Source organism: Streptomyces sp. NPDC045967, assembly GCF_056430495.1.
Genome location: NZ_JBWKLE010000025.1, coordinates 15,599 through 36,971, shown reverse-complemented (window position 1 = coordinate 36,971; position 21,373 = coordinate 15,599). Strand labels below are relative to the sequence as shown.

19 protein-coding genes are annotated in these 21,373 nt (G+C 74.2%); 7 read left to right on the top strand and 12 right to left on the bottom strand.

Annotated features, from left to right (window positions below; genetic code table 11):
• Positions 1-6: 6 nt before the first annotated feature.
• The gene (locus AC07FY_RS30445) at positions 7-225 is read left to right on the top strand and encodes a hypothetical protein (RefSeq protein WP_479012809.1); all 219 of its coding nucleotides are present in this window, start codon (positions 7-9) and stop codon (positions 223-225) included.
• A gap of 129 nt (positions 226-354) precedes the next feature.
• Here the strand turns inward: AC07FY_RS30445 and AC07FY_RS30440 are convergent, their stop codons facing one another.
• The 4 genes from AC07FY_RS30440 to AC07FY_RS30425 form a co-directional block, all read right to left on the bottom strand.
• The gene (locus AC07FY_RS30440; protein ID WP_479012806.1) at positions 355-1,392 is read right to left on the bottom strand and encodes an NAD-dependent epimerase/dehydratase family protein; all 1,038 of its coding nucleotides are present in this window, start codon (positions 1,390-1,392) and stop codon (positions 355-357) included.
• Between the two features lie 190 nt (positions 1,393-1,582).
• A complete protein-coding gene (locus AC07FY_RS30435; RefSeq protein WP_479012803.1) occupies positions 1,583-3,571 on the bottom strand; it encodes an ATP-binding cassette domain-containing protein in 1,989 nt (662 codons plus the stop codon).
• 349 nt (positions 3,572-3,920) lie between these two features.
• The gene (locus AC07FY_RS30430) at positions 3,921-4,514 is read right to left on the bottom strand and encodes a M15 family metallopeptidase (RefSeq protein ID WP_479012800.1); all 594 of its coding nucleotides are present in this window, start codon (positions 4,512-4,514) and stop codon (positions 3,921-3,923) included.
• A gap of 146 nt (positions 4,515-4,660) precedes the next feature.
• Positions 4,661-4,951, bottom strand: a complete 291-nt coding sequence (locus AC07FY_RS30425) for an acylphosphatase (protein ID WP_479012797.1) — start codon at positions 4,949-4,951, stop codon at positions 4,661-4,663.
• Between the two features lie 29 nt (positions 4,952-4,980).
• On the opposite strand from AC07FY_RS30425, the gene AC07FY_RS30420 reads away from it, so the two are divergent.
• The gene (locus tag AC07FY_RS30420) at positions 4,981-5,367 is read left to right on the top strand and encodes a VOC family protein (RefSeq protein ID WP_479012794.1); all 387 of its coding nucleotides are present in this window, start codon (positions 4,981-4,983) and stop codon (positions 5,365-5,367) included.
• 139 nt (positions 5,368-5,506) lie between these two features.
• The gene (locus AC07FY_RS30415) at positions 5,507-6,244 is read left to right on the top strand and encodes a hypothetical protein (protein WP_479012791.1); all 738 of its coding nucleotides are present in this window, start codon (positions 5,507-5,509) and stop codon (positions 6,242-6,244) included.
• 90 nt (positions 6,245-6,334) lie between these two features.
• On the opposite strand, the gene AC07FY_RS30410 is transcribed toward AC07FY_RS30415, so the two are convergent.
• Positions 6,335-6,808, bottom strand: a complete 474-nt coding sequence (locus AC07FY_RS30410) for a carboxymuconolactone decarboxylase family protein (protein WP_479012788.1) — start codon at positions 6,806-6,808, stop codon at positions 6,335-6,337.
• Between the two features lie 189 nt (positions 6,809-6,997).
• Here AC07FY_RS30410 and AC07FY_RS30405 point away from each other — a divergent pair, with 189 nt between their 5' ends.
• Positions 6,998-9,202, top strand: coding sequence for an FUSC family protein (locus tag AC07FY_RS30405; protein ID WP_479012786.1), 2,205 nt, complete (start codon positions 6,998-7,000; stop codon positions 9,200-9,202).
• Between the two features lie 11 nt (positions 9,203-9,213).
• Here the strand turns inward: AC07FY_RS30405 and AC07FY_RS30400 are convergent, their stop codons facing one another.
• The 3 genes from AC07FY_RS30400 to AC07FY_RS30390 all read right to left on the bottom strand — a co-directional run bounded on the left by AC07FY_RS30400 (position 9,214) and on the right by AC07FY_RS30390 (position 12,863).
• Positions 9,214-10,422, bottom strand: a complete 1,209-nt coding sequence (locus AC07FY_RS30400) for a cytochrome P450 family protein (protein ID WP_479012783.1) — start codon at positions 10,420-10,422, stop codon at positions 9,214-9,216.
• A 150-nt stretch (positions 10,423-10,572) separates the two neighbouring features.
• Positions 10,573-11,379: an IclR family transcriptional regulator gene (locus AC07FY_RS30395; protein WP_479012943.1), complete on the bottom strand. Its 807-nt coding sequence runs from the start codon at positions 11,377-11,379 to the stop codon at positions 10,573-10,575.
• 905 nt (positions 11,380-12,284) lie between these two features.
• The gene (locus AC07FY_RS30390) at positions 12,285-12,863 is read right to left on the bottom strand and encodes an RNA polymerase sigma factor (RefSeq protein WP_479012780.1); all 579 of its coding nucleotides are present in this window, start codon (positions 12,861-12,863) and stop codon (positions 12,285-12,287) included.
• A 457-nt stretch (positions 12,864-13,320) separates the two neighbouring features.
• Between AC07FY_RS30390 and AC07FY_RS30385 the strand changes: the two genes are divergently transcribed.
• The 3 genes from AC07FY_RS30385 to AC07FY_RS30375 are packed head-to-tail and all read left to right on the top strand — an operon-like array spanning position 13,321 to position 16,833.
• Positions 13,321-14,715 (top strand): MFS transporter, encoded by a 1,395-nt coding sequence (locus AC07FY_RS30385; RefSeq protein WP_479012777.1) that lies wholly within the window; start codon positions 13,321-13,323, stop codon positions 14,713-14,715.
• A 37-nt stretch (positions 14,716-14,752) separates the two neighbouring features.
• Positions 14,753-15,454, top strand: coding sequence for a response regulator transcription factor (locus AC07FY_RS30380; protein WP_479012774.1), 702 nt, complete (start codon positions 14,753-14,755; stop codon positions 15,452-15,454).
• Complete coding sequence (locus AC07FY_RS30375) at positions 15,451-16,833, top strand: sensor histidine kinase (RefSeq protein WP_479012771.1); 1,383 nt, start codon at positions 15,451-15,453, stop codon at positions 16,831-16,833. The genes AC07FY_RS30380 and AC07FY_RS30375 overlap by 4 nt, the downstream gene beginning before the upstream one ends.
• 4 nt (positions 16,834-16,837) lie before the next feature.
• Here AC07FY_RS30375 and AC07FY_RS30370 read toward each other — a convergent pair whose 3' ends face one another.
• The 4 genes from AC07FY_RS30370 to AC07FY_RS30355 form a co-directional block, all read right to left on the bottom strand.
• Positions 16,838-17,806: a TAXI family TRAP transporter solute-binding subunit gene (locus tag AC07FY_RS30370; RefSeq protein ID WP_479012768.1), complete on the bottom strand. Its 969-nt coding sequence runs from the start codon at positions 17,804-17,806 to the stop codon at positions 16,838-16,840.
• A gap of 9 nt (positions 17,807-17,815) precedes the next feature.
• The gene (locus AC07FY_RS30365; RefSeq protein WP_479012765.1) at positions 17,816-18,814 is read right to left on the bottom strand and encodes an MASE1 domain-containing protein; all 999 of its coding nucleotides are present in this window, start codon (positions 18,812-18,814) and stop codon (positions 17,816-17,818) included.
• Positions 18,815-18,896: 82 nt separating this feature from the next.
• Positions 18,897-19,739 (bottom strand): PP2C family protein-serine/threonine phosphatase, encoded by an 843-nt coding sequence (locus tag AC07FY_RS30360; protein ID WP_479012762.1) that lies wholly within the window; start codon positions 19,737-19,739, stop codon positions 18,897-18,899.
• A 203-nt stretch (positions 19,740-19,942) separates the two neighbouring features.
• A complete protein-coding gene (locus tag AC07FY_RS30355; protein ID WP_479012759.1) occupies positions 19,943-21,238 on the bottom strand; it encodes a ricin-type beta-trefoil lectin domain protein in 1,296 nt (431 codons plus the stop codon).
• Positions 21,239-21,373: the final 135 nt, after the last annotated feature.

The following is a 21,373-nucleotide window of genomic DNA, read 5'->3' as shown; positions in this document are numbered from 1 at the left end:
ACGGCCATGGACGAGCAGGGCGGCGCGGGGGGAATCCCCCACCAGGACGAGCAGGCGCAGGCGATGCAGCACACGCCGCATGCCGACCGCCACGGCGAGGACAAGACCGCGGAGAAGAAGACCGCGGCGGCGGACACCGACGAGGCGAGCCGCATGGACCGGCCCCAGCAGCCGGAGAAGCCGGACGGCAAGGGCACGCGCTGGACGGGCCCGCGGGACGAGTGACCGGGCGCCCGGCCCGGTGACCCGACCGCCGGCGCCGGTCGATGCCGTCAGTGGATGTGGTCCGACGGCACCGACCGGCGCCGGCGGCTGCGGGCGCCGGCGGCTGCTCGTCTGCTCGTGATGGCTCGCTCAGGCGGCGAGCGGGGCGGTGTCCATTCCCGCGCCCTCGCGCAGACCGGCCAGGAACTCCTCGACCGCCTGCACCGCCGTGTACGCGGGCTGCCACTCCAACTCGGCGCGGGCCCGGGTGGAATCCAGCAGCGGCAGCCGCAGGACGGCGTCGAACAGGTCCGGTGAGGCGGGCACGAGGTGCAGGCGCCAGGCGGCGGCCAGGGCCGCCCGCACCGGGGTGCTCGGCAGCGGGAAGCGGCGGGCGTGCAGGATGCCCGCCAGCACCTCGGCGTCGAGGACCGGGTCGGCCGCCAGGTTGAAGGGCCCGCGTACGGGACGGGTGATCGCCGCCAGGTACGCGGCGGCCGCGTCATCGGTGTGCAGCGCCTGCAGGGTCAGACCGGGCAGGTCCGGGACGGCGGGGATCAGACCCGGCCGGACGAGCCGCCCGGGCAGGAGGCGTCCGGCGAAGATCCTGCGCTGTTCGGAGGCCGAGGTCCGCTTGAACAGGAACGCCGGGCGCATGCGCACCACCCGGACCTGCGGATGCTCCTGCTCGTAGGCGTCGAGGACGCGCTCCAGGTAGGACTTCTCCCGGGTGTACGCCGCCTGCGGCCAGCCGTGCGTCGGCCAGGACTCGTCGACGGTGCGGTCCTTGGGGCCCGGCGAGTACGCGCCGACGGAGGAGGCGTGGATGAGCGCGGGCACCCCGGCCCGCGCCGCGGCCTCGAACACGCGCACGCTGCCGAGGACGTTGCTCTGCCAGGTCCGTGCGGGATGGTGGGTCGGCTGGAAGCGCCAGGCGAGGTGGACCACCGCGTCGGCCCCGGCGAACAGCGGGACGAGGTCCGGCCCGTCCGGTCCGACGTCCGCGGCGGCCCACGCCGTCTTGGCGGGCGCCCACCGCGGCACCCTGCGGGCCAGGCCCAGGACCGAGGCGACGGCCGCGCTGTCCGCGCAGGCCCGGACCACGCTGGTGCCCACGTTTCCGGTGGCTCCGGTGACCACGACCCGCAGGCCGCCGTCAGCGGGCTCCATGGGGTGGGGGCGAGTCATCGTGTCGGCGTCCTTCCTCGAAGTGGAGCCCGCCGCGGGGACCGTTTCGGACCCGCGCGCGAGCCCGGCTGCGAAGCCGCTCGTACGAGGCGCCTAACCCGCACCGGGCGGGACAAACCTCGCCGGCCGCCCGTACCGTGCGGGTGCCGCCCGGCGGCCGTCGCCGGGCGGGCACCCGCACCTGCTCAGCTCAGCGGTCCTGCGCCAGTTCGTAGAGCTCCCGGAACCGGCCGCCGTCCAGGGTGACGAGCTGGTCGAAGGGCCCCTGCTCCACGATGCGGCCGCGGTCCAGCACGATGATGCGGTCGGCGAGGCGGCAGTTCTCCATCCGGTGGGTGACGATCACCGTGATCCGGTCGTCCTTCATGCCCCGCAGACCGGAGAAGACCATGTGCTCGCCGCGCGGATCCATGGCGCTCGTCGGCTCGTCCATGACCAGCAGGCCCGGCCTGCGATGGAAGGCGCGGCCGCAGGCGATGCGCTGCCACTGGCCGCCGGAGGGCTCGTGGCCGCCCCAGATCGAGCGCGCGAGGAGGGTGTCCAGGCCGTCGGGGAACGCCTCGACGGTCGTCCGCATGCCGACGGCGTCCAGCGCCTCCCACACGGCCTCCTCGCCTCGGGGATCGGGCTGCCCGAGGGTGATGTTCTCCCGGGCGGAGAACGGCCAGTACCCGTACGACTGGGTGACCAGGCCGACATGGGCCCAGGCGGAGCGCTGGTCGGCGTCCGAGGTCGGGACGCCGTCCCAGGAGACGGTGCCGGACGTCGGGGCGGTCAGCGAGGTGAGCAGCCGGATGAGCGTGGACTTGCCGGCGCCGTTCTCCCCGATGACGGCGACCACCTCGCCCCTGGACAGGGTGAGGGAGACCGGCCCGAGGGCGGGGGTGTCCTTGCCGGGATAGGTGTAGGTGGCCTCCTCCAGCCGGATCTTCTCCGGCGCGGTCCGCACCACCTGCGGACCGCGCGGACCGGATTTCTGCGCGGCCTCCTCGACGAAGGCGGTGTAGTCGCCGAGGTAGAGGGCGTGCTGGAACATGGCCGCCCCGTAGACGACGAGCTGGGACAGGGCGGCCGTGGAGGTCCTCATGGCCACGATGGCCGTGCCGGCGGCGGCGAGGGCCATGTAGCCGCCGACGACCAGCCCGGCGAGGGCCCCGTACGTCGCGACGACGAACACCCCGGAGGCGGTGGCGGCCACCAGGTACACCGTGAGGTAGCGGGGCGCGGAGCCGACCATCCTGGAGTCGATCCGCTCGCAGACCGCCGCGTACCAGTGGTGGGCGTAGGGCCGCATGCTGTTGCCGCGCAGCTCGTCGGCGAGCTTGGGCGTGGTCAGGTGCCAGCGCATCATGTGCTTGATGTTGCGGGCGGCGATCGTCTGGTTGTGGAGCCGGTAGTCGAGGCGGGCCGCGTACACCGACCCGAGGCCCCGGGGGATGACCGACAGCAGGAGCAGCGGCAGGAGCACGGGGTGGACCACGGCGAGCACGGACGCGACCGCGACCATGTCGATCACCCCGCCGGTGAAGCCCAGCGCGTCCTGCAGGAGCATCGCGGAGCGGGCGGAGCCGGTTTCGGCCGCCTCCGAGCGCTCGGTGAAGTCGGGGGCGTCGTAGGCGGCGAGTTCCACGTCCATGTGGGCGTCGACCATGGCGAGGTCGGCGAGGGTGGCCATGCCGGGGTTGAGCCGGCGGGCCGCACTGCCGGCGGCGATGGAGGCGAGCGCGCCGAGGGCGGTCATCACCGCCGCGACGACCAGCGGCCAGGCGGCGGCCGAAACCCGTTCCCGTACGTCGTCGCCGGTCAGGAGCGGGACCATCGCCCGGGAGACCGCCGCGAGGGCGCCCGCCGTGCAGATCCCGCCGAGGATCTGGGCGGTGACCAGCACGTGGAAGGCGGTGCGGTTGACGGCGAGGGCGAGTCGCGCGGTCTGCCGCAGGGCGGAGGGCACGCGTCGGGCCATCTGCCCGAGCGAGAGCGCCTCCATGGTCTCGTTGTGCTGGCCCCAGGTGTACGTGAGCTCGGGAGGGGCGGGTGGCACGACGGGGTCGTGCCCGGCCACCCGCTCCTGTTCCGGTCCCTGCCCCTGCCCCTGCCCCTGCCCCTGCCCTTGTTCCTGCCCCTGCCCCTGTTCCTGTTCCCGCTTGCGTTCGGGGTTCTGCGCGGACTGCTCGGACATGCTCACCGTCTCCTTCAACTGGGTTGTCGTGGAGGCCAGTTCAGGTGATTTCGCGCAGCCCGAGGACGCCCGTGTCCGCGTGGGCGGAGGGGCGGCTGCGGGGTCGCCGGAACTGGAGGCAGTGAGTAGAGCGCAGTCGCGGGGAGGGAGCAGCGGGATCTGGCCGACCTCCCGGCGGCGGCCCACCGGGCGTGGCCGCTGATCGTGTCGGGGCGCCGCCCGGATCCCGGAACGGCCGGCGGGCGAGGTTGGCCGGAACCGGCCGGTGCCGGGGGCGGCCCGGCGGAAACCGGTTGCGGAGCACGGGCGGAGGGGTCGGGTCGGGGGGCGGGCCGGGCGGTGGGCCGGCTCAGCCTCCGGTCGCCGAGAAGTGCTGGTAGTCGGGGTGGGACCAGCCGCCGCCCCAGACCCACCCCACCTCCTCGAAGGCCCTGGTGATGGCGTCCCCGGGGCGGATCATGCCGGGGGTGCCGGGGTCGCGCCGCAGGTGGGGGCGGCCGGCGGCCGGATGGGGGGTGCCGCCGCGGTCCACGTACGGGTTCTCCACCGGGTTGATGTCCACGGCGTCCCCGTAGGCGTGCCGGGAGAGGCGGGCCGGGTCGCCGGTGACGCGCCGGCAGTTGAAGGCGGAGGTGTTGTCGTCGGCCATCGACCGCTCGTCGTCGCCGCCGTACGCGGCCGTCGGCCGCATGCGGCGGATGGGGAACTTCGCCTCGAAGGCCGCGCCGAAGACCTTGAGGAGGGGTTGGACCGCCCTCTCGTGGGCGACGAGTTCACCCCGGTGGACCTTGCCGTCGAACCCCCAGTGGTTCATGCGGACCAGCCGCAGCCGGTCCGGACCGACCGGGCAGCCCGGCCGGTAGCCGGCCCCCAGCGCCGCCTGGGGCACTGCCGAAACCTCGGCCGCCAGGCCCGTCTGCCCCGCGACCTGCACCCGGCTCACGGGCGGGGGCGCGGCCGTGGGTGCCGCCGTACAGCCGAGCGCCGCGCCGCACAGCACGACGAACGCCGTGCCGGCGGTGGAGGCGAGGCGTACGGCGCTCCGGCGCGGGGTCCGGCGGGCCGGAGCGCGCGCCCCGCGGGCCGGGTTCAGTCCGCGCCCCGGGGGGTCGGGCGGACCTCGAAGCCGCGCAACGGCTCGGGCGCCTGCTCCTCGCGGACCTCCACGGCGCGGACCTCGGCCTCCGGCGGCCCCGTGTGCGCCCAGCGCACCATCGCCTCGACCGGGCCCTCATCCCCGTCGAACAGCGCCTCCACCTCGCCTCCGGGCAGGTTCCGCACCCAGCCGGAGACACCGTGCGCACACGCCTCGCGGCGGCAGGTGTCCCGGAAGAACACCCCCTGCACGGTGCCCGACACGATCACGCGCTTGCGTACCATGCTTCGACCATAGGACGAGGCTGGGAGTCATGGTGCACGTGCTGAGCGGCAGGACCCTGCTCACCCCCACGGACCCGGAGCGCTCCCGCGCCTTCTACGGCGGCACGCTCGGGCTGTCCGTCCACCGCGAGTTCGGTACCGGCCCCGAGCGCGGGACCGTCTACTTCCTGGGCGGCGGCTTCCTGGAGCTGTCGGGCCGCGCCGAGGAGCCGCCGGCTCCCGGGATGCGGCTGTGGCTCCAGGTCGAGGATGCGGCCGCGGCGCACGAGGAACTGTGCGCCCGGGGCGCCGAGATCCTGCGGCCCCCGGTGCGCGAGCCCTGGGGCCTAATCGAGATGTGGCTCGCGGACCCCGACGGCGTACGCATCGCCGTGGTGGAGGTACCGGCGGACCACCCCTTGCGCTTCCGCCCCTGACCCCGCGGACCCCCCCCCGACACCCTTGGGCCGTTCGAGTGACCTCCCCCGGTCCCCGGGCCGTCGGGGCAGGTCCCTGGGGAGCCGGTGGTCTGTGTGACCATGGCTCGTCGATACATCCGCGCCTCATGGGGGGACCATGCGCACCCGTACCACCACCGCCACGACCGGCCTCGTCGCCGTAGCCGCGGCGCTGCTCGTCCTGGCCGGCTGCACCGCACCGGCGGGAAGCCCCCGCGGGGCGGCGAGCTCCGGGTTGCCGGCGCCCGGAGCCTCGGCTCCCGGAACCCCGGTGCCGGCGCCGGGCGCGGGTTCCGGGTTCGAGGGGCCGCGGCCGCAGGACCAGAACCTGCTGGCGTGGACCGGCGACCCCAACGACGCGGGCCACGTCACCGCGCAGTCCGCAGCGGGGGTCGGCGGCCGGGTCACCCTCGTACGGATCGTCCTGCGCGAGCAGATCACCTGGTCGAACATCTGGCTGGGGCTGGCCGGCATCGACCCGAACGCGCAGCTCTCGAACTGCCACCTCGGCGTGTACGACGCCCAGGGCACCCTGCTCGCGGCCACCCCGGACGTCTCGCCCCAGTTGATGACGGACGCGATCGCCAAGCCGTTCCCCCTGGCCAAGCCGTTCACCGCCGCGCCCGGCACCTACTTCATCGCCCTCCTCCTCAACGGCAGTTGGGCCACCAACGCCCTCACGCTGAAGTCCACCGGGGCCGGCATCTCGGTCAACGCCGGCCTGACGCCGCCAAACCTGCGGTACAGCACCATCCTGACCGGGCAGACGTCGCTGCCCGCGAAGGTGGACCTCGCCGAGCAGTCGATCAGCACCATCAACACCGGCTGGGCCAGCCAGTGGTACGCGGTCTCCTGAAGCCCGGTGGCCGGGCGGCCGCACGCACGCGTCCGGCCGCCCGGACCTCCCGAGCCGTCCCGACTGCCCGAGCCGTCCCGACTGCCCGAACTACCCGAACTGGCCGGGCTGGTAGTCGCCGGCCGGGGTCTGGACCATCACGTTCAACCGGTTGAAGGCGTTGATGAGGGCGATCTGGGCGACCAGCGCGGTCAGTTGCTCCTCGTCGAAGTGCCTGGCCGCGTTCTCCCAGACCTCGTCGCTGACTCCGCCGGCCGCGTCCGCGATCCGGGTCCCCTGCTCGGCCAGTTCGAGTGCGGCCCGCTCGGCCTCGGTGAAGACCGTGGCCTCCCGCCATGTCGCCACCAGGTGGAGGCGGGTCGCCGTCTCACCGGCGGCGGCGGCCTCCTTGGTGTGCATGTCGGTGCAGAAGCCGCAGCCGTTGATCTGGCTCGCGCGGATCTTCACCAGCTCCTGCGTCGCGGCGGGCAGCGGCGAATCCGCGAGCGCCTTGCCGGCCGAGACGAACTGCTTGAGCAACCGGCCGGCGGTCGGACTGCCGAGGATGTTCAGACGGGCGTTCATGCTGCCTCCTGTGTCGCTGTCAGTGCATACGCACCCCAGACACGGCGGAGCGGCCGGATGTGACAAGCCCGTGCCCCCGTGTGACCCACCTCACCCCGCCCCGGCCGCCCCGCCTCCGGCCCGGACCGGCGGCCCCACGGCGCGCCCGCGCCGGGTGCCGGACGGCCGGGACCGGGGGATGCTGGTTCCATGGCCGGCGTTCCCAGGGCACGGCTGCCCGCCGCCTACCGGGCGGCGGCCCGGCGGTCGGTGCGGGTCACGCTGGCCGGCGGCGCCGCGTTCTACCTGTTCCTGTACGGCTTCGGCTCGGCCGTCGCCGCGACCTACGCGGTGTTCGCCGCCGTGGCCCTGGCCGGTCTGTCGCGCATCCCCGGCACCGGCCGGCAGCGCGCCGCCGTCGTCCTGCGCCTGGTGCCCGTCTGCTGGGTGCTGCTCACGATCGGCACCTGCCTGGCCGTACGGACCTGGAGCGCGGTCCTGGGCATGCTGCTGGTCGGTTTCGCGCTGGCCTTCGCCGCGGTGGGCGGGCCGCGTCCGGCGGGGGCCGCGCCGGGACTCCAGCTCATGTACATCCTGCCGTCCTTCCCGCCCTACGATCCCGGATCGCTCGGCGAGCGGCTGACGGGTGCGACGACCGGCCTTGTGCTCCTGGTCCTCGCGGAGGCCTTCGTACTGCCCGAACCACCGACCATCCCCTACCGGGAGCTGGCCGCCCGGGCCGCCGACACCGCGTGGAGCTGCGCCGACGAGCTGACGCGGGGCTCGTTCACGCTGTCCGCACCGACGGCCGCGGCGGCGCTGGCGGCGGGCACCGGCCTGCGGCCCTCGCGCGTCCCGGAAGCCGAGCGGCCGGCGGGCGCGGGCGTACGGGACCGGGCACTGGCCCAGACCGGGCTGTCCCTGCGCACCCTGCTGAGCAGACTCCCGCTGCTGCCAACCCTCCCCGGCGGGGCGCGCCCGGACCCGGCCGGACTGGACGGGCTGCGGGCGGTACGGGACGCGGCGGAGGAGACGGCCGCCCTCCTGCGCGGCCGGGCGCCCACCGGGGACGCGCACGCCGAGCTGCTGCGGGCCCGCTCGGCTCTCGCGGCGGGTCCGGCCGCCGGCTCGTCCCCGGTGGTGCTGCGCCGGCGCGCGGCGGTACTGGAGGCGGCGGACGCCGCCCTGGCCGTGTCGACGGCCGCGTGGATCGCGGTACGGGGCCGGGCGGCGGCCGCTCGGGCGGCACCGGGACGCTTCTGGTACGCGCGGCGGCCCGCGCCGGAGCTGTGGTGGCGGCGACTGGAGGGCCACGCCGGCGGTCGATCGGTGTTCTTCCAGAACGCGGTGCGAATCAGTCTGGCGCTGGCGGCCGCCCGGGTGATCGCGGGCGTGGACTCGCTGCCGCACGGCTTCTGGGTGCTGCTGGCGACCCTGACCCTGACCAGGACGACCGTGCGGCAGACGCGGGCGACGGTACGGGTGGCACTCACCGGGACCCTGGTGGGCGCCCTGGTGGTGGCCGGGCTGCTGGCGCTGGTGGGCACCGACATCGCGGTGTACGCGGCGGCGCTGCCGCCGCTGATGCTGGTCGCCTTCACCCTGGGGCCGGTCAAGGGCGTGGGCTGGGCGCAGGCGCTCTTCACGCTGGTGGTCGCGCTGGTCTTCGCCCAGGTGGCGCCCGCGACCTGGCAGCTGGCGGAGTTCCGGTTGCTGGACGTCCTGACCGGCAGCGCCATCGGGGCCGTGTTCGGGCTGCTGGCCTGGCCCCGCGGCGCGCAGGACGAGCTGCGGCGATCGGCGGCGGTGATGTTGCGGGGTGCGGCGGAGACCGTGGTGGCCACGACCGCCCAGCTCGCGGCGGGCGGTGTGCGCGGGCCGGTGACCGCGGCGCCGAAGCAGCGGTCGCTGCAGCATGCGGTGATCATGGCGGAGTCGGCGTACGCGCAGTTCCAGAGCGAGCCGACGGAGTCGGCAACGTCCCCGGGGCAGGACTGGCACGCGACGCTGATGGCCGGCCACCACACGCTGTGGGGCTCCGACCGGCTGCTGGCACCGCCCGAGCGGGTCGCCGTACCGCCCCTGGCGCGGGAGTCCGCGAGGGCCGTGACCCGGCTCGGGGACCGGGTGGCCGGGCGGATGCTGCTGGTCGCGGCGCGCCTGGACCCGAGCGGCGACACCCCGGAGGGGCCGGTGCCGCTGCGGGACCCGTACTTCGACGGCTTCTCGGCGCAGCCGCCCGGCGCGCCGATGCCGTACTACGCGGCCGCGGAGTGGCTGGACTCGCTGATGACGGACCTGGAGCGCATCACCGGGCAGTCCGGGGACGGGCCGGCGGCGCAGCGGGGCGGGAGCGGGACGGCAGCGCAGGGGGGCGGGACCGGAGCGCAGGGGCACCCGCCCTCCCCGGGCTGAGTCGCGTCAGGTCACCAGCGCACGGGCAGTTCGCGTACGCCCCGGATGAGCATGCCGGGCACCCACGACAGTTTCGCCTCGTCGGCGTCGGAGGTGAGGTCCGGGAAGCGCTCGAGCAGCGAGCGCAGGGCGATGCGCCCCTCCATCCTGGCCAGCGGCGCGCCCAGGCAGTGGTGCAGTCCGTGCCCGAAGGCCATGTGGCCGCGGGCGTCGCGGCGGATGTCGAACCGGTCCGGGTCGGGGAAGCGCGCCGGGTCGCGGTCGGCGTCGGCCATGGCGATGAGGACGGCCGAGCCCGCCGGAATGAGCACCCCGCCCATCTCCACGTCCTCCAGGGCGAGCCGCTCGGTGCAGGTCTCGACCGGGCCGTCGTAGCGGAGCATCTCCTCGATCGCGCCGTCGAGCAGGCCCGGGTCCGCCCGCAGGTCGGCGAGCTGGTCCGGGTGGGCGAACAGGGCGCGCATCCCGTTGCCGATCATATTGACGGTCGTCTCGTGGCCGGCGATGAGCAACAGGACGCACATGCCGATCAGCTCCTCCGGCGAAAGCCGGTCCCCGCCCTCGTCCACGGCGTGGATCATTCCGCTGAGCAGGTCGTCACCGGGAGCGGCGCGCTTGGCCTCGACGAGCTCGGACAGGTAGCGGGGCATCTCCGCGTAGGCGGCGGCCTCGGCCTCCGGGCTGGTACGGGCCACCATTTCGCCGGACCACCTGCGGAACGCCTCGCGGTCCAGCTCCGGTACGCCGAGCAGCTCGCAGATGACGGTCATCGGCAGCGGGAACGCGAAGGAATTCACCAGGTCGCCCCGGCGCTCGGGATTCGCCTCCATGGCGTCCAGCAGTTCGTCGGTCACCTCCTGGACGCGCGGCCCCAGTGCCTCGATGCGGCGCGGGGTGAACTCCCGGGCCACCAGGCGGCGCAGCCGGGTGTGGTCCGGTGGGTCGGACATCAACATGTGGGCGAGCGCCGGGTGGTCCTGGTCGGCGTTGATGATCTGGGCCATGTCGCCGGAGCCGCGCCAGTCCCGGCTCAACCGCGGGTCGGTGAACGCCGTGCGGCAGGCGTCGTATCCGACGACCAGCCACATCTCCTCGTCGTCCGGGGTGCGCACGTGGTGCACGGGTCCCTTCGCGCGCAAGCTCGCGTAGACGGGATACGGGTCACGTGTGAAGTCCGCGCTGAGCTCCAGCAGATCGACCACGTCCGGTCGCACCACCATGTCATCTCCCCCTGAATCGAACGACTCGTCAGATCATACGCCGGTGGGTGTATGTGCCAACAGGTTTTTGGCAGAGGCTGCCGACGGCAGGTGCGGCGTCGGCCGCCCGGGCCCGCCGACTCGAGGCGTCGGGCCCGGGGACAACCGGTTTCAGGCAGTCGGCGACAGCAGGCCGCTGCCCAACCCGGCAGGGCCGTTCCCGCCCTCCGGTGCCGTCATCCGCGGTCCGGGGTGGGCGCCGCCGGCGACGATCAGGGCGATGAGGACGGCCGCGGCCTCGCTCTGCAGGATCCGCGCCGCCTGGCGCAGGCGGCGCGGGTCGGTGGCGGGGATGGACAGGGCCACGCACTCGGCGTTGGGACCGGCCGTGATCGGCACCGCGGCGCAGAGCGTCCCCAGCGCGTACTCCTGGAGGTCGAGCAGGGGGGCGCTCGGCATGCGGCCGTCGAGCTGCTGGAAGAGGGCCCCCGGGGTGCCGAGGGTGTGGGCGGTGAAGCGGGTGAGCCGGTGCCGGGAGAGGTGGTCCCTGCGCTGGTCGTCGTCGAGCTGGGCGAGCAGGGCCTTGCCCACGGCGGAGGCGTGCGCGGCCGCCCGGAAGTCCACCCACTCGTCGACGAGCGGGGTGGCGGGCCCGTCGGCGTACTGGGTGATCGAGACCTCTCCGTCGGTGTAGCGGGCCACGTAGACGGCGGCGCCCACCGCATCCCGCACCCAGGCGAGCGTCTCCCGCAGGTGTCCGCGGCCGTCCTCCCCGGGGCCGAGCCGCAGGGCGCTGCCGGCCGCGTAGGCGTCGGGTCCGACGGGCGTGACCAGGGCGGCGCGGGTCAGTTGCTCCACGGCACGGGCCAGCGCCAGTTGGTGAAGTCCGGTCTCGCGAGCGATCTGGGTGAGGCTCACGCCCCCGGCGTAGCGGTTGACGACCTCGAGGACGCGCAGGGCGCGGTGGACGGATTCCATCGCGGCCGGCACGGGGCGCCGGCCCGGTGCGCCGCGGGGGGCCGGGCCCGGCCGAGGGGCCTCCGGGAGGTCAAGCGCCCAGCCGTGTGCCGCCTCCTCCGTCAGGTGCAGGGGGTCGAGGCGCGCGTGCTGCGCCACGGCGGCGGCGACCAGGGGGCCGGGGATCGGTACCTCTCCCAGATCCGGGTCCTCGGCCCAGACGTGTGCGGTGATGGCCCGCCGCAGCCGCGGGGGCAGGCGGTAGGACGGGCGGGCGGAGCGGCCCGCGTCGCAGAGGCCGATGAGGTCCTGGGTGGTGATGGGCGGGGAGGTCCAGATGATCGAGGCCCGCAGGGCCTCCTCGAGGGTCTCCGGGATCTCCGGCAGGGCCGGCAGGTGGTCGTCGGGCGGCAGGGCCTGCGCCTGGCGCTTCCAGTGGCGGGCCGTCTCCACCTCCGCACGGGCCAGGTGGTGGAGGTAGAGGCAGCGGGCCGCGGTCCGCGACCCGGCGCCGGCCGCGTACTGGAACCAGAACCGGGCGCCCTCCTCGTCGCCCAGGTGCAGCAGGCAGGCGAACAGCAGGGCCGAGTCCGCTCCGTGGGGCCACGATCCGGTGCCCAGCGCCGTCTCGGCGAAGTCCCGGCTCTCGGCCAGCGCCCAGGCGATCTCCTCCAGGGTCCTGGCCGCCCGCACGTGGCAGGTGGCGTCGAGCACCAGGTCGTCGACCGCGGGCGCGGGCGGGGGGACGGCGCCGCCGTCGCCGCCGGTCGGCGTCCTGGCGCGGTCGGCCACGATCCGGCGGGCGATCCGGCGGCGTGCCGCGCCCTCGTCGTAGCCGGCGTACTCCTCGACCAGGACCTCCGCTTCCTTCAGTGCCGCGTCCAGTCCGCCCCACGTCACGGGATCACGGTCGCGAGTCACATCGCTCACTGGTCCTTCTCCTCTCCGGGGACCCAGTCCACCCCGAGTTTCCGGGACAGGGTTCGGCGCGCGCCTCGGATGTGCGAACGGACGGTCGCGGGGGAGATGCCCATCATCCGGGCGACCGTGTCGTTGTCGTTGCCCAGCAGGAAGACGAGCAGCACGACGTCGTACTGCCGCTCGGACAGGTCCGCGATCGCCGCGTACAGGCCGAGTTTCGACTCGAGCAGTTCCATCCGCTCCCGCGAGGCGCGGCGCAGCGCCGCGAACCACGCGGTCTGCACCATCGCCACCGAGCGGGCCGAGACGGCGAGCCTGCGCTCGACGTGCTCGCGGAGCACCGCCCACGCGAACGCGTGCAGGCTCGCCTCCTTCAGGGCGTGCGGCCATACCTTGAGCAGGAAGGTGAACACGTCGTCGACGACGTACTCGGCGTCCTTGCGGGAGCCCAGCTGCAGATGGGCGTAGCGCAGGTAGGCGCGATGCTGCTGCGAGTGGAAGGCGGTGTAGTCCACCGGCAGGACACCGGCCAGTTCGCTGGAGACCGCCCGGTCCCCGGATGGGTCGAACTCGCCCTCACTCATGCACTCTCCCTCGGCTGCTCGTCGCCGACCACCGGGCCGGCGACACCCTGACCACGTCAAAACCGGTACTGCGCACCGCGGTAACGGCTATCTGCACGAGGGCAACCACCTCGACGTCCACGTCTGTGCGAAACCTTCCCCGGAGCGGGTTGAGCGCGGCTGCCTCCCCCGTGGCGGCGGCCGGGAGCACCGGGTGCTCCTCCTCACCACCCCATCGGAAAGCAGGGCCGATCGTGCAGGGCGGTCTGCGGGAATCTCGCGGAGCTAGCGCACCCGCTCCCCCGTGCGCCCCCGGGGCGCGCGCGCACGCCCCCGGCTTTCCTTAGCGGCACGTTAGATCTGGGTGGCGGACCTTGTCGGCGGGCGGCGGTGGCCGCATGCTCTGGGCACTTCCCCGCCACCGGGGCTTCCCGGGGCACTCCCCCGTCCCCGCCGGGGACTTCCCTCTGGAGCCGCCATGTCCGCGTCCACCGCCGTGCCCGCCCCGCCGCCGTCCGGGGACGAGCGCGGGAAGCGCCGCCTCGCCCTGGTCGGCGGATCGCTCGGCAACCTCGTCGAGTGGTACGACTGGTTCGTCTACGCCAGTTTCGCGATCTACTTCGCCGACTCCTTCTTCCCCGGCGACAATCCGACCACCCAGCTGATGAACACCGCGGGCATCTTCGCGGTCGGCTTCCTGATGCGGCCCGTGGGCGGCTGGGTCCTCGGCCGCGCCGCCGACCGGCACGGCCGCAAGAGCGCGCTGACGCTGACCGTCACCATGATGTCGGTGGCCGCCCTGCTGATCGCCGTCGCCCCGACGTACGGGCAGGCCGGGTACTTCGGGGCGCTGGTGCTGCTGCTCGCGCGGCTGCTCCAGGGAATGAGCATCGGCGGCGAGTACGCGGCCAGCGCCACCTACCTCACCGAGGCGTCGGCCCGCGACCGGCGCGGCCTGGGCTCGTCCTTCCAGTACGTGTCGATGACCTGCGGGCAGCTCCTGGGCCTGGGCATCCTCATCACGCTGCAGCACACGCTCACCACCGCGCAGTTGGAGAGCTGGGGCTGGCGGATCCCGTTCGTCATCGGGGCGTTGTTCGCGGTGGTCGTCTTCTGGCTCCGGCGGCGGCTCCAGGAGACCGACGCCTTCCAGGAGGAGAGCACCGGCGAGGGGGCGCACGACGAGAGCACCCGCGGCACGCTGAAGGTGCTGTGGCAGCACCGGCGCCAGGCCGGTCTGGTCATGGCCCTCACCCTGGGCGGCACCGTGGCCTACTACACCTACACCACCTACCTGACCAAGTACCTGATCGGCAGCGCCGGCATGGCGAAGACCACCGCCACGCTGGTCAGTTTCACCGCGCTGGCCCTGTTCGCGGTGCTCCAGCCCTTCGCCGGGATGCTGTCCGACCGGATCGGCCGCCGCCCGCTGCTGATCACCTTCGCGGTGGGCTGCACCGTCGGCACGTACCCGATCATGACCGCCCTCGGGTCGGCCTCGTCGTACTGGTCCGCGCTGGGCCTGTCGCTGCTCGCCCTGGTCATCGTCACCGGCTACACCTCGATCAACGCGGCGGTCAAGGCCGAGCTGTTCCCGACCCGGGTCCGCGCCCTCGGCGTGGCGCTGCCGTACGCGATCGCCAACGCCCTGTTCGGCGGCACGGCGGAGTACGTGGCGCTGTGGTTCAAGAGCAACGGGCACGAGCCCCTGTTCTTCTGGTACGTGTCCGGGTGCGCGCTCGTCTCCCTCGTGACGTACGTGCTCATGCCGGACACCCGCAACGCCGCACTCAGCCGGGCCGAGGAGCGGGCCGACGCCGAGGCGAAGGGCCGCGGACCGGACCGGCCGGCGGCGGCTCCCGTAAGCTACTGACCCCGCATCCCGGTCACCGCTCGCGAGGCAACGGTCCATGCACGCACTTCTCGTCGAGGACGACGACCGCATGGCCCAGGCCCTCGGCACGGCCCTCGCCCAGCGCGGGCACAGCGTCCGCAGGGTGGGCCGTGCCGTCGACGCCCTGCGGCACGTCCACGAGGCGGACTTCGTCCTGCTCGACCTGGGACTGCCCGATCTGGACGGGCTCGAGCTGCTGCGGCGGCTGCGCACCGTCTGCGACGCGCCGCTGATCGTGGTGACGGCGCGCTGCGAGGAGCGCGACATCGTGCAGGGCCTGCGGGCGGGCGCCGACGACTACGTGGTCAAGCCCTTCCGGATGACCGAGTTGATGGCCCGGATCGACACGGTGCGCCGCCGGACGGGCGCTCCGCCGGGACGGCCGGGGGCCGCCAGCGGGCGGGTGCGCAGCGGGGACGTCGACATCGATCCGGCGGGGCGAACGGTGACGGTGGCGGGCGTCGACGTGCGGCTCACCCGGCGGGAGTTCGACGTACTGGCCTTCCTCGCGGCCCGTCCCGACCAGGTGCACTCACGGGAGGAGATCCTGGACCGGATCTGGGGAGACGCCTTCCTCGCCGCCTCGCGCTCCCTGGACGTCCACGTGGCGGGCATCCGCGCCAAGACCGGCCGCTCCGGGCTGGTGCGCACGGTCCGCGGCTTCGGCTACCAGCTCGGCTCCCCGGCCGCTCGGGACGAGCGGGCCGGTGAGCGGTGAGGCGCCGGCTGCTGGTCGTGCTGACCGTGCTCATGGGCGTGGCGGCGCTGCTGCTCTGCGCGCCGCTGGCCGACACCTACGCCCGGGGCCGCACCGAGCACCTGCTGCTGCAACGGCGGTCCGAGGCGGTACGGTTCGCCGATCTCGCCGACCGGATGCGCACGGGCGCCGACCGGCTGGAGCTGTCCGCCGAGATCGACCGGTACGCGCAGCTGTACGGAGCCGGGGTGGTCGTGGTCGACACGGCGGGGGCCACGGTCGCGCGGGCCGGGGCGGGGCCGGCCCGGGAGGACGCCGGGGAGGCGGCCGCCGCCCGGCGCCGCGCCCTCACCGGCCGCTCCACGGACCGGCTGCCCACCATCCGCCCGTGGGGTCCCGGGACGGTGGTGCTCGCCGAGCCGGTGGGCCGGGACGAGCGGGTGAGCGGCGCGGTCCTGATGGCCGTGCCCACCGGCGCCGCCCGCCGGGACGTCGCGGTCCGCTGGTCCGTCATCGCCGCGGGAGCCGTCGCCGCCTTCGCGGCGGCCGCCCTGGTCGCGGCGGGCATCGCGCGGTGGCTGCTGCGCCCGGTCCGTGATCTGGACCGGGCGGTGGAGGGGCTGGCCGCCGGCAGCCTCCAGGCTCGGGCGGTGTCCGGCACCGGGCCGCCCGAACTGCGGCGCCTGCGGCAGCACTTCAACCTCATGGCGGAGGCCGTGGCCGGGTCCATCGGTCGCCAGCGCGACTTCGTCGCCGACGCCTCCCACCAGCTGCGCAACCCGCTGGCCACCCTGGTCCTGCAACTGGAGAACATCGAACCGCACATCGCGCCGGGGCCCGGCCGGACCGAGCACACCCGGGCACTGGACGAGGCGGAGCGCCTGGAGGAGCTCCTCGACGGGCTGCTGGCGCTGGCCCGGGTGGAGTCCGGCGGCGCGGAGCCCGCGGAGCAGGACGTGTCGCGGGCCGTACGGGAACGGGTGGGGGCCTGGGCCCCGGTGTTCCGCGCCGCCGGGCTGGAGCTGGCGGCCCGCGGCGTGGCGGACGGCCTGCGCTCACGCGCCCTGCCGGACGCGGCGGGCCGGATCCTGGACGCGCTCCTCGACAACGCCGTCAAGTTCGTGCCGCCCGGCGGCCGGGTCGAGGTGTCCGCCACGCGCGGCGCGGACGGGACGGCCGTCGTGCGCGTGCGCGACGACGGCCCCGGTGTACCGGAGGGCCAACTGGCGCTGCTGGTGCGCCGCTTCGCCCGCGCCCCGGAGCACCAGAACGTGCCCGGCAGCGGGCTGGGACTGGCCATCGCCGACGAGCTCGCCCGCCTCAGCGGCGGCCGGCTCGGTGTGAGCGGCAGCACGCCGCACGGCCTGACCGTCGAGTTCCGGCTGCCGGCCGCCCCGTAGCCGGTCAGCCGTAGACGGACCGGTAGTAGGCGACCGCGCCCGGATGGAGCGGCAGGGACCCGGTCGAGATCGCGAACCGGGGTTCCAGGCGGGCGCCCGCGGTGACGTCCCGCAGGAGGTCGCTCCACCGCTCGAACACCACCCGGAGCAGGTCGTGCACGGCGCTCCTCGGCACGTCGTCGCGGGCGAGCAGGTAGTTGCCGACGCCCAGGGTGCCGACCGGCTCCGCCAGTCCGTACACCCCGGCGGGCAGGGTGACCGTCGTGTAGACGGGGCCGTGGCTCTCGCGCAGTGCGCCCACGTAGCCGTCCAACGCCAGGAACCGCAAGGGGAACGCGCGCGCAAGGCCGGAGATCGCGGGGGTGGGGACGCCGCCGGACCACAGCAGCGCGTCGACCGACCCGCTCCGCAGCGCCGCCGCCGACGCGGCGAGCCCCAGTCGTCGCTCGTCGGCGGCCGGAGAGCCGTCGCCCAGTCCGGCGGCCCGCAGGACCCGTCCGGCCACCACCTGCACGCCCGAGCCCGCCGCCCCCGCCGCGACGGGACGCCCGGCGAGCTGCCGCACCGACCGGACGGGGCCGTCCGCCGCGACGAGCAGGTGCGTGTAGTTCACGTAGATCCGGGCCAGTGCCGTGACGGCCGCCGGACGGGTGAACGACTCGCGTCCCAAGGCCGCGTCCTCGGCCGCGTCCGCCATCGCCAGGGACAGCTCCACGGAGCCGTCGTCCAGCTTCCGCAGGTTGTCCACGCTGGCCGAGGTGCTCACCGGGACGATCTCGAGCCGGCTGCCGCTCGCGGCGACCGCCCCGGCCAGGGCCTCGCCGAAGGCGTTGTACGGGCCGCCCGGCGGACCCGTCGCCAGCCGCAGCCGCCGGACCGGCCCGGAGCCCCCCGAGCATCCGGTGAGCGCCGCCGCGAGCATGCCGAGCCCGGCCCCCGCCACCCGTCGGCGGGTCATCCCTGCAGTGGTCACGGCCCGAGGCTATCCCCCACCGGTCTCCACGCCGTCCTCCTCCCGCGGGGGCCGGCCGGACGTCGCCTTTCCCGGCGCGAGCCGCTCCACCACCTCGGCGAGGTCCTGGCAGGCCTGCTCGATGCGGGCGCGGACGGTGTTCTGCTCCGTGACGATGGCCGACAGGAGCAGCGAGGTCAGCGCCGCCGAGCCGTTGAGCGCCTGGAGGTTGACCATGGCCTCGACGAGCGTGTGGCGGTCGAAGGGGCCGATCTGGTTGATCGCCGCGGCGTTCGCGATGACGGAGACGATCAGCATGCAGGGTGCGCTGCCCTCCAGCTGGAACCGCAGGGCCGCCCAGACCAGCAGCGGGAAGACGAGGAACAGCAGCGCGAGGTCGGTGCGGGTCACCAGCAGGCTGACGGCGAAGGCCGAGGCCAGCAGGGCCGCCGCCTCCGCCCACCGGTAGGGGTCCGGGGAGAACCGGGCCCGGCGCAGGACCAGGAGCAGGGGCGTGATCACGAGCACGCCCATGGCGTCGCCCGCCCACCACGTCCACCACACGATCCAAAATCCGCTCGGAGGCATGCTGTCGGTGAGGAGGAGCAGTCCGGCGCCGAGGGTGGCGCTGATCAGCATCGGTGCCAGCCCGCCCAGGAAGACCAGCGCCAGGCCGTCGCGGAGCCGCTCCAGACCGACGTGGAACCGGACCCGCCGGAGCAGGAGGAAGGCGCACACCGGGGCGAGGGTGTTGCCGGCGGCGATCCCGAAGCCGACGGGGTCGATCGAGCCGCCGATCGAGAGGATGACCAGGCAGGCGCCGAGGGCGATCCCGGGCCAGACGCGCAGCCCCTGCCACAGCAGGCAGGCGAGGGCGATGCCGGTGGGCGGCCACAGGGGCGTGACGACCGCACCCTGGATCACCACCTGCTGGAGCAGCCCGATGCGCCCGCCGGCGAAGTAGGCGGCGGCGACGGCCAGGATGGCGAGCACCGTCATGCCCGGTCGTCGGAGGTCCTGGGTGCGCATCGCCTCATCAGACAACAGCCCGCACCCGCCCTCGGAGCATGACACGCGCTACCGCGTCCTCCGCGTCAAGCGCTTCCTCTCGTCATCCGCCTGGTCCGCGTCCGTCGCCGACGGCCTCATGGCGCAGCACGAGGACGGCGGCGTCGTCCTGGTGGCCGGTGGAGTCCGCCACCTTCATCACGGCCGCGGCGAGCTCGCCCGGTTCCGCACGCGCGTTCGCCCGGACCACTTCGGCCACCCGCTCCAGACCAGCGTCGATCGGGAACGACGGGCCCTCCACGACCCCGTCGGTGACCAGGACGAACGACCCCGCGGCCGCCAGCCGGCGGCGCGTCACCGGGTACCGCGAACCCGGCAGCACGCCCAGGGGCAGGCCGCCCTCGTCCCGTACGATGCCGTGCTCTCCGTCGGCCGTCGCCCAGACGCCGGGCACGTGGCCGGCGCGCGCGCTCTGGACCTCCCAGGTGACCGGGTCGAAACGGATGAAGGTGCAGGTCGCGAAGAGGTCGCAGTCCACAGAGAGCAGCAGGTCGTTCGCCCGGCTGAGCACCTCGCCCGGGTCGGCCGCGGACGCGGCGACGGCCCGTACGGCGATGCGGACCTGCCCCATGAAGGCGGCGGCCTCGACGTCGTGCCCCTCCACGTCGCCTATGGAGAAGCCCAGTGCGCCGCCGGGGAGCGGGAAGCCGTCGTACCAGTCGCCGCCGATGCTCAGACCGTGGCGGGCCGGGGCGTACCGGGCCGCGGTGCGCAGGCCGGGTACGCCCGGCAGGGAGGCCGGAAGGATCTCCCGTTGCAGGGCTTCCGCGAGCTCGACCCGGGCCTGCTGGAGCTCGGCGCCTTCCCGTGCCTGGGCCGTCAGTCGTCCGAGCCTGGTCAGCAAGTCGTCCGCGGTCGCCGACCGCGTGGACCTATGGGGGCTCATGGACCGCTCCTGGACCGCTCCGACGTACGTCCGTCTGGGCTCTGACACACATGACCAGGTTCATGGTATTTCGAACCCCCGTTGATCACATCACGAACCGGGAGCCGGGCCGGGCCGGCCGGCCCGGCTCCCGGTTCGCGTCCGGTCACCGGCTCACCCCCGCCACCGGGTCACCGGCTCACCCCCGCCACCGGGTCACCGGGTCACCGGGTCACCGTCCACTTCTGGTGCGCGGCTCCCGTGCAGGTCCAGATCCGCAGGCGGGTGCCGTTGGCCGAACTGCCGCCGGTGGCGTCCAGACACTTGTTCGCCTGGGGGTTGACGATGTCGCGGGCCGCGGGGACGGCCCACTGCTGGGCGGGGGTCCCGTTGCAGTCGTAGAGCTGGACCGGCGTGCCGTCCGCGGTGCCTCCCGAGGTCACGTCCAGGCACTTGCCGAGCGCGCGGATCGTGCCGTCGGAGCCGACGGTCCACTGCTGCGCGCCGGTCCCGTTGCAGTCGTAGAGCTGCACGGGCGTGCCGTTGGCACTGTTGGCGCCGGCCACGTCGACGCACTTGCCGCCGATGCCGGTGATCGGGCCGCCCGCCGGCTGGCCGCCGCTGCTGGTGACACGGACGTAGTCGACCAGGAGCCGGGCGGGGAAGGCCGTGCTGCCGTCCGGGTCTCCGGGCCAGTAGCCGCCGACCGCGAGGTTGAGGATCAGGAAGAAGGGCTTGTCGAAGACCCACAGGCGGCCGCCGAGGTCGGCGGGGGTGCGCCGCTGGTAGACGGTGCCGTCGACCGACCAGGTGATCGAGTTCGGGCTCCAGTCGACGGCGAAGGTGTGGAACGCGTCGGCGAACGCCTGACCGCCGGGCAGGGTGTAGCCGGCGCCGATGCCGCCCGACCCGGAGTACCCGGGGCCGTGCAGGGTGCCGTGGACCGTGGACGGCTCGAAGCCCACGTTCTCCATGACGTCGATCTCACCCGAGGCGGGCCAGCCCACCTGGCCGATGTCCTGGCCGAGCATCCAGAAGGCCGGCCACATGCCCTGGCCGCGCGGCACCTTCATCCGCGCCTCGACCCGCCCGTACGTCGTGGTGAAGCGGCCGGAGGTGTTCAGGCGGGCCGAGGTGTACTCGCACCTGCCGTACCAGCACTGGTAGTCGGCTGGATTCTCCCGGCGGGCGGTGATCACCAGGTGGCCCTGGCCGTCGAGGGCGGCGTTGCGGTTGCCCGCGGTGTAGAACTGCCGCTCGTGGTTGTTGACGTTGTCGCCCGTCTCGATCTGCCACTTCCCGCCGTCGACCGCGGAGCCGGCGGGCCCGTCGAACTCGTCGGCGAACGTGACGGCTTGCGCCGAGAGCCCTTCGGCCGGGTGGGCCTCGGCCGAGACGGCGGCGGGCGTGGGGGCCCGCTCCGGAGCCGCCCCCTGAGCCAGGCCGGTGGACAGGGACGCGAGGGCCAGGACCGAGACGGCGGACAGCAGCAGACGCCGGGATAAACGCGCGGAGTTCATGGCTCTCCCTTCCGGGAGTGTGGGGGGAGGACCTGGCTGTACGTCATGCTCATGCCAGAGCCCTTTGTTCACTACGTGATTTAAGAAGTGACCAAATCCCCTGTCAAGAGCTTGGCCTGGACCTCATAACTCTCC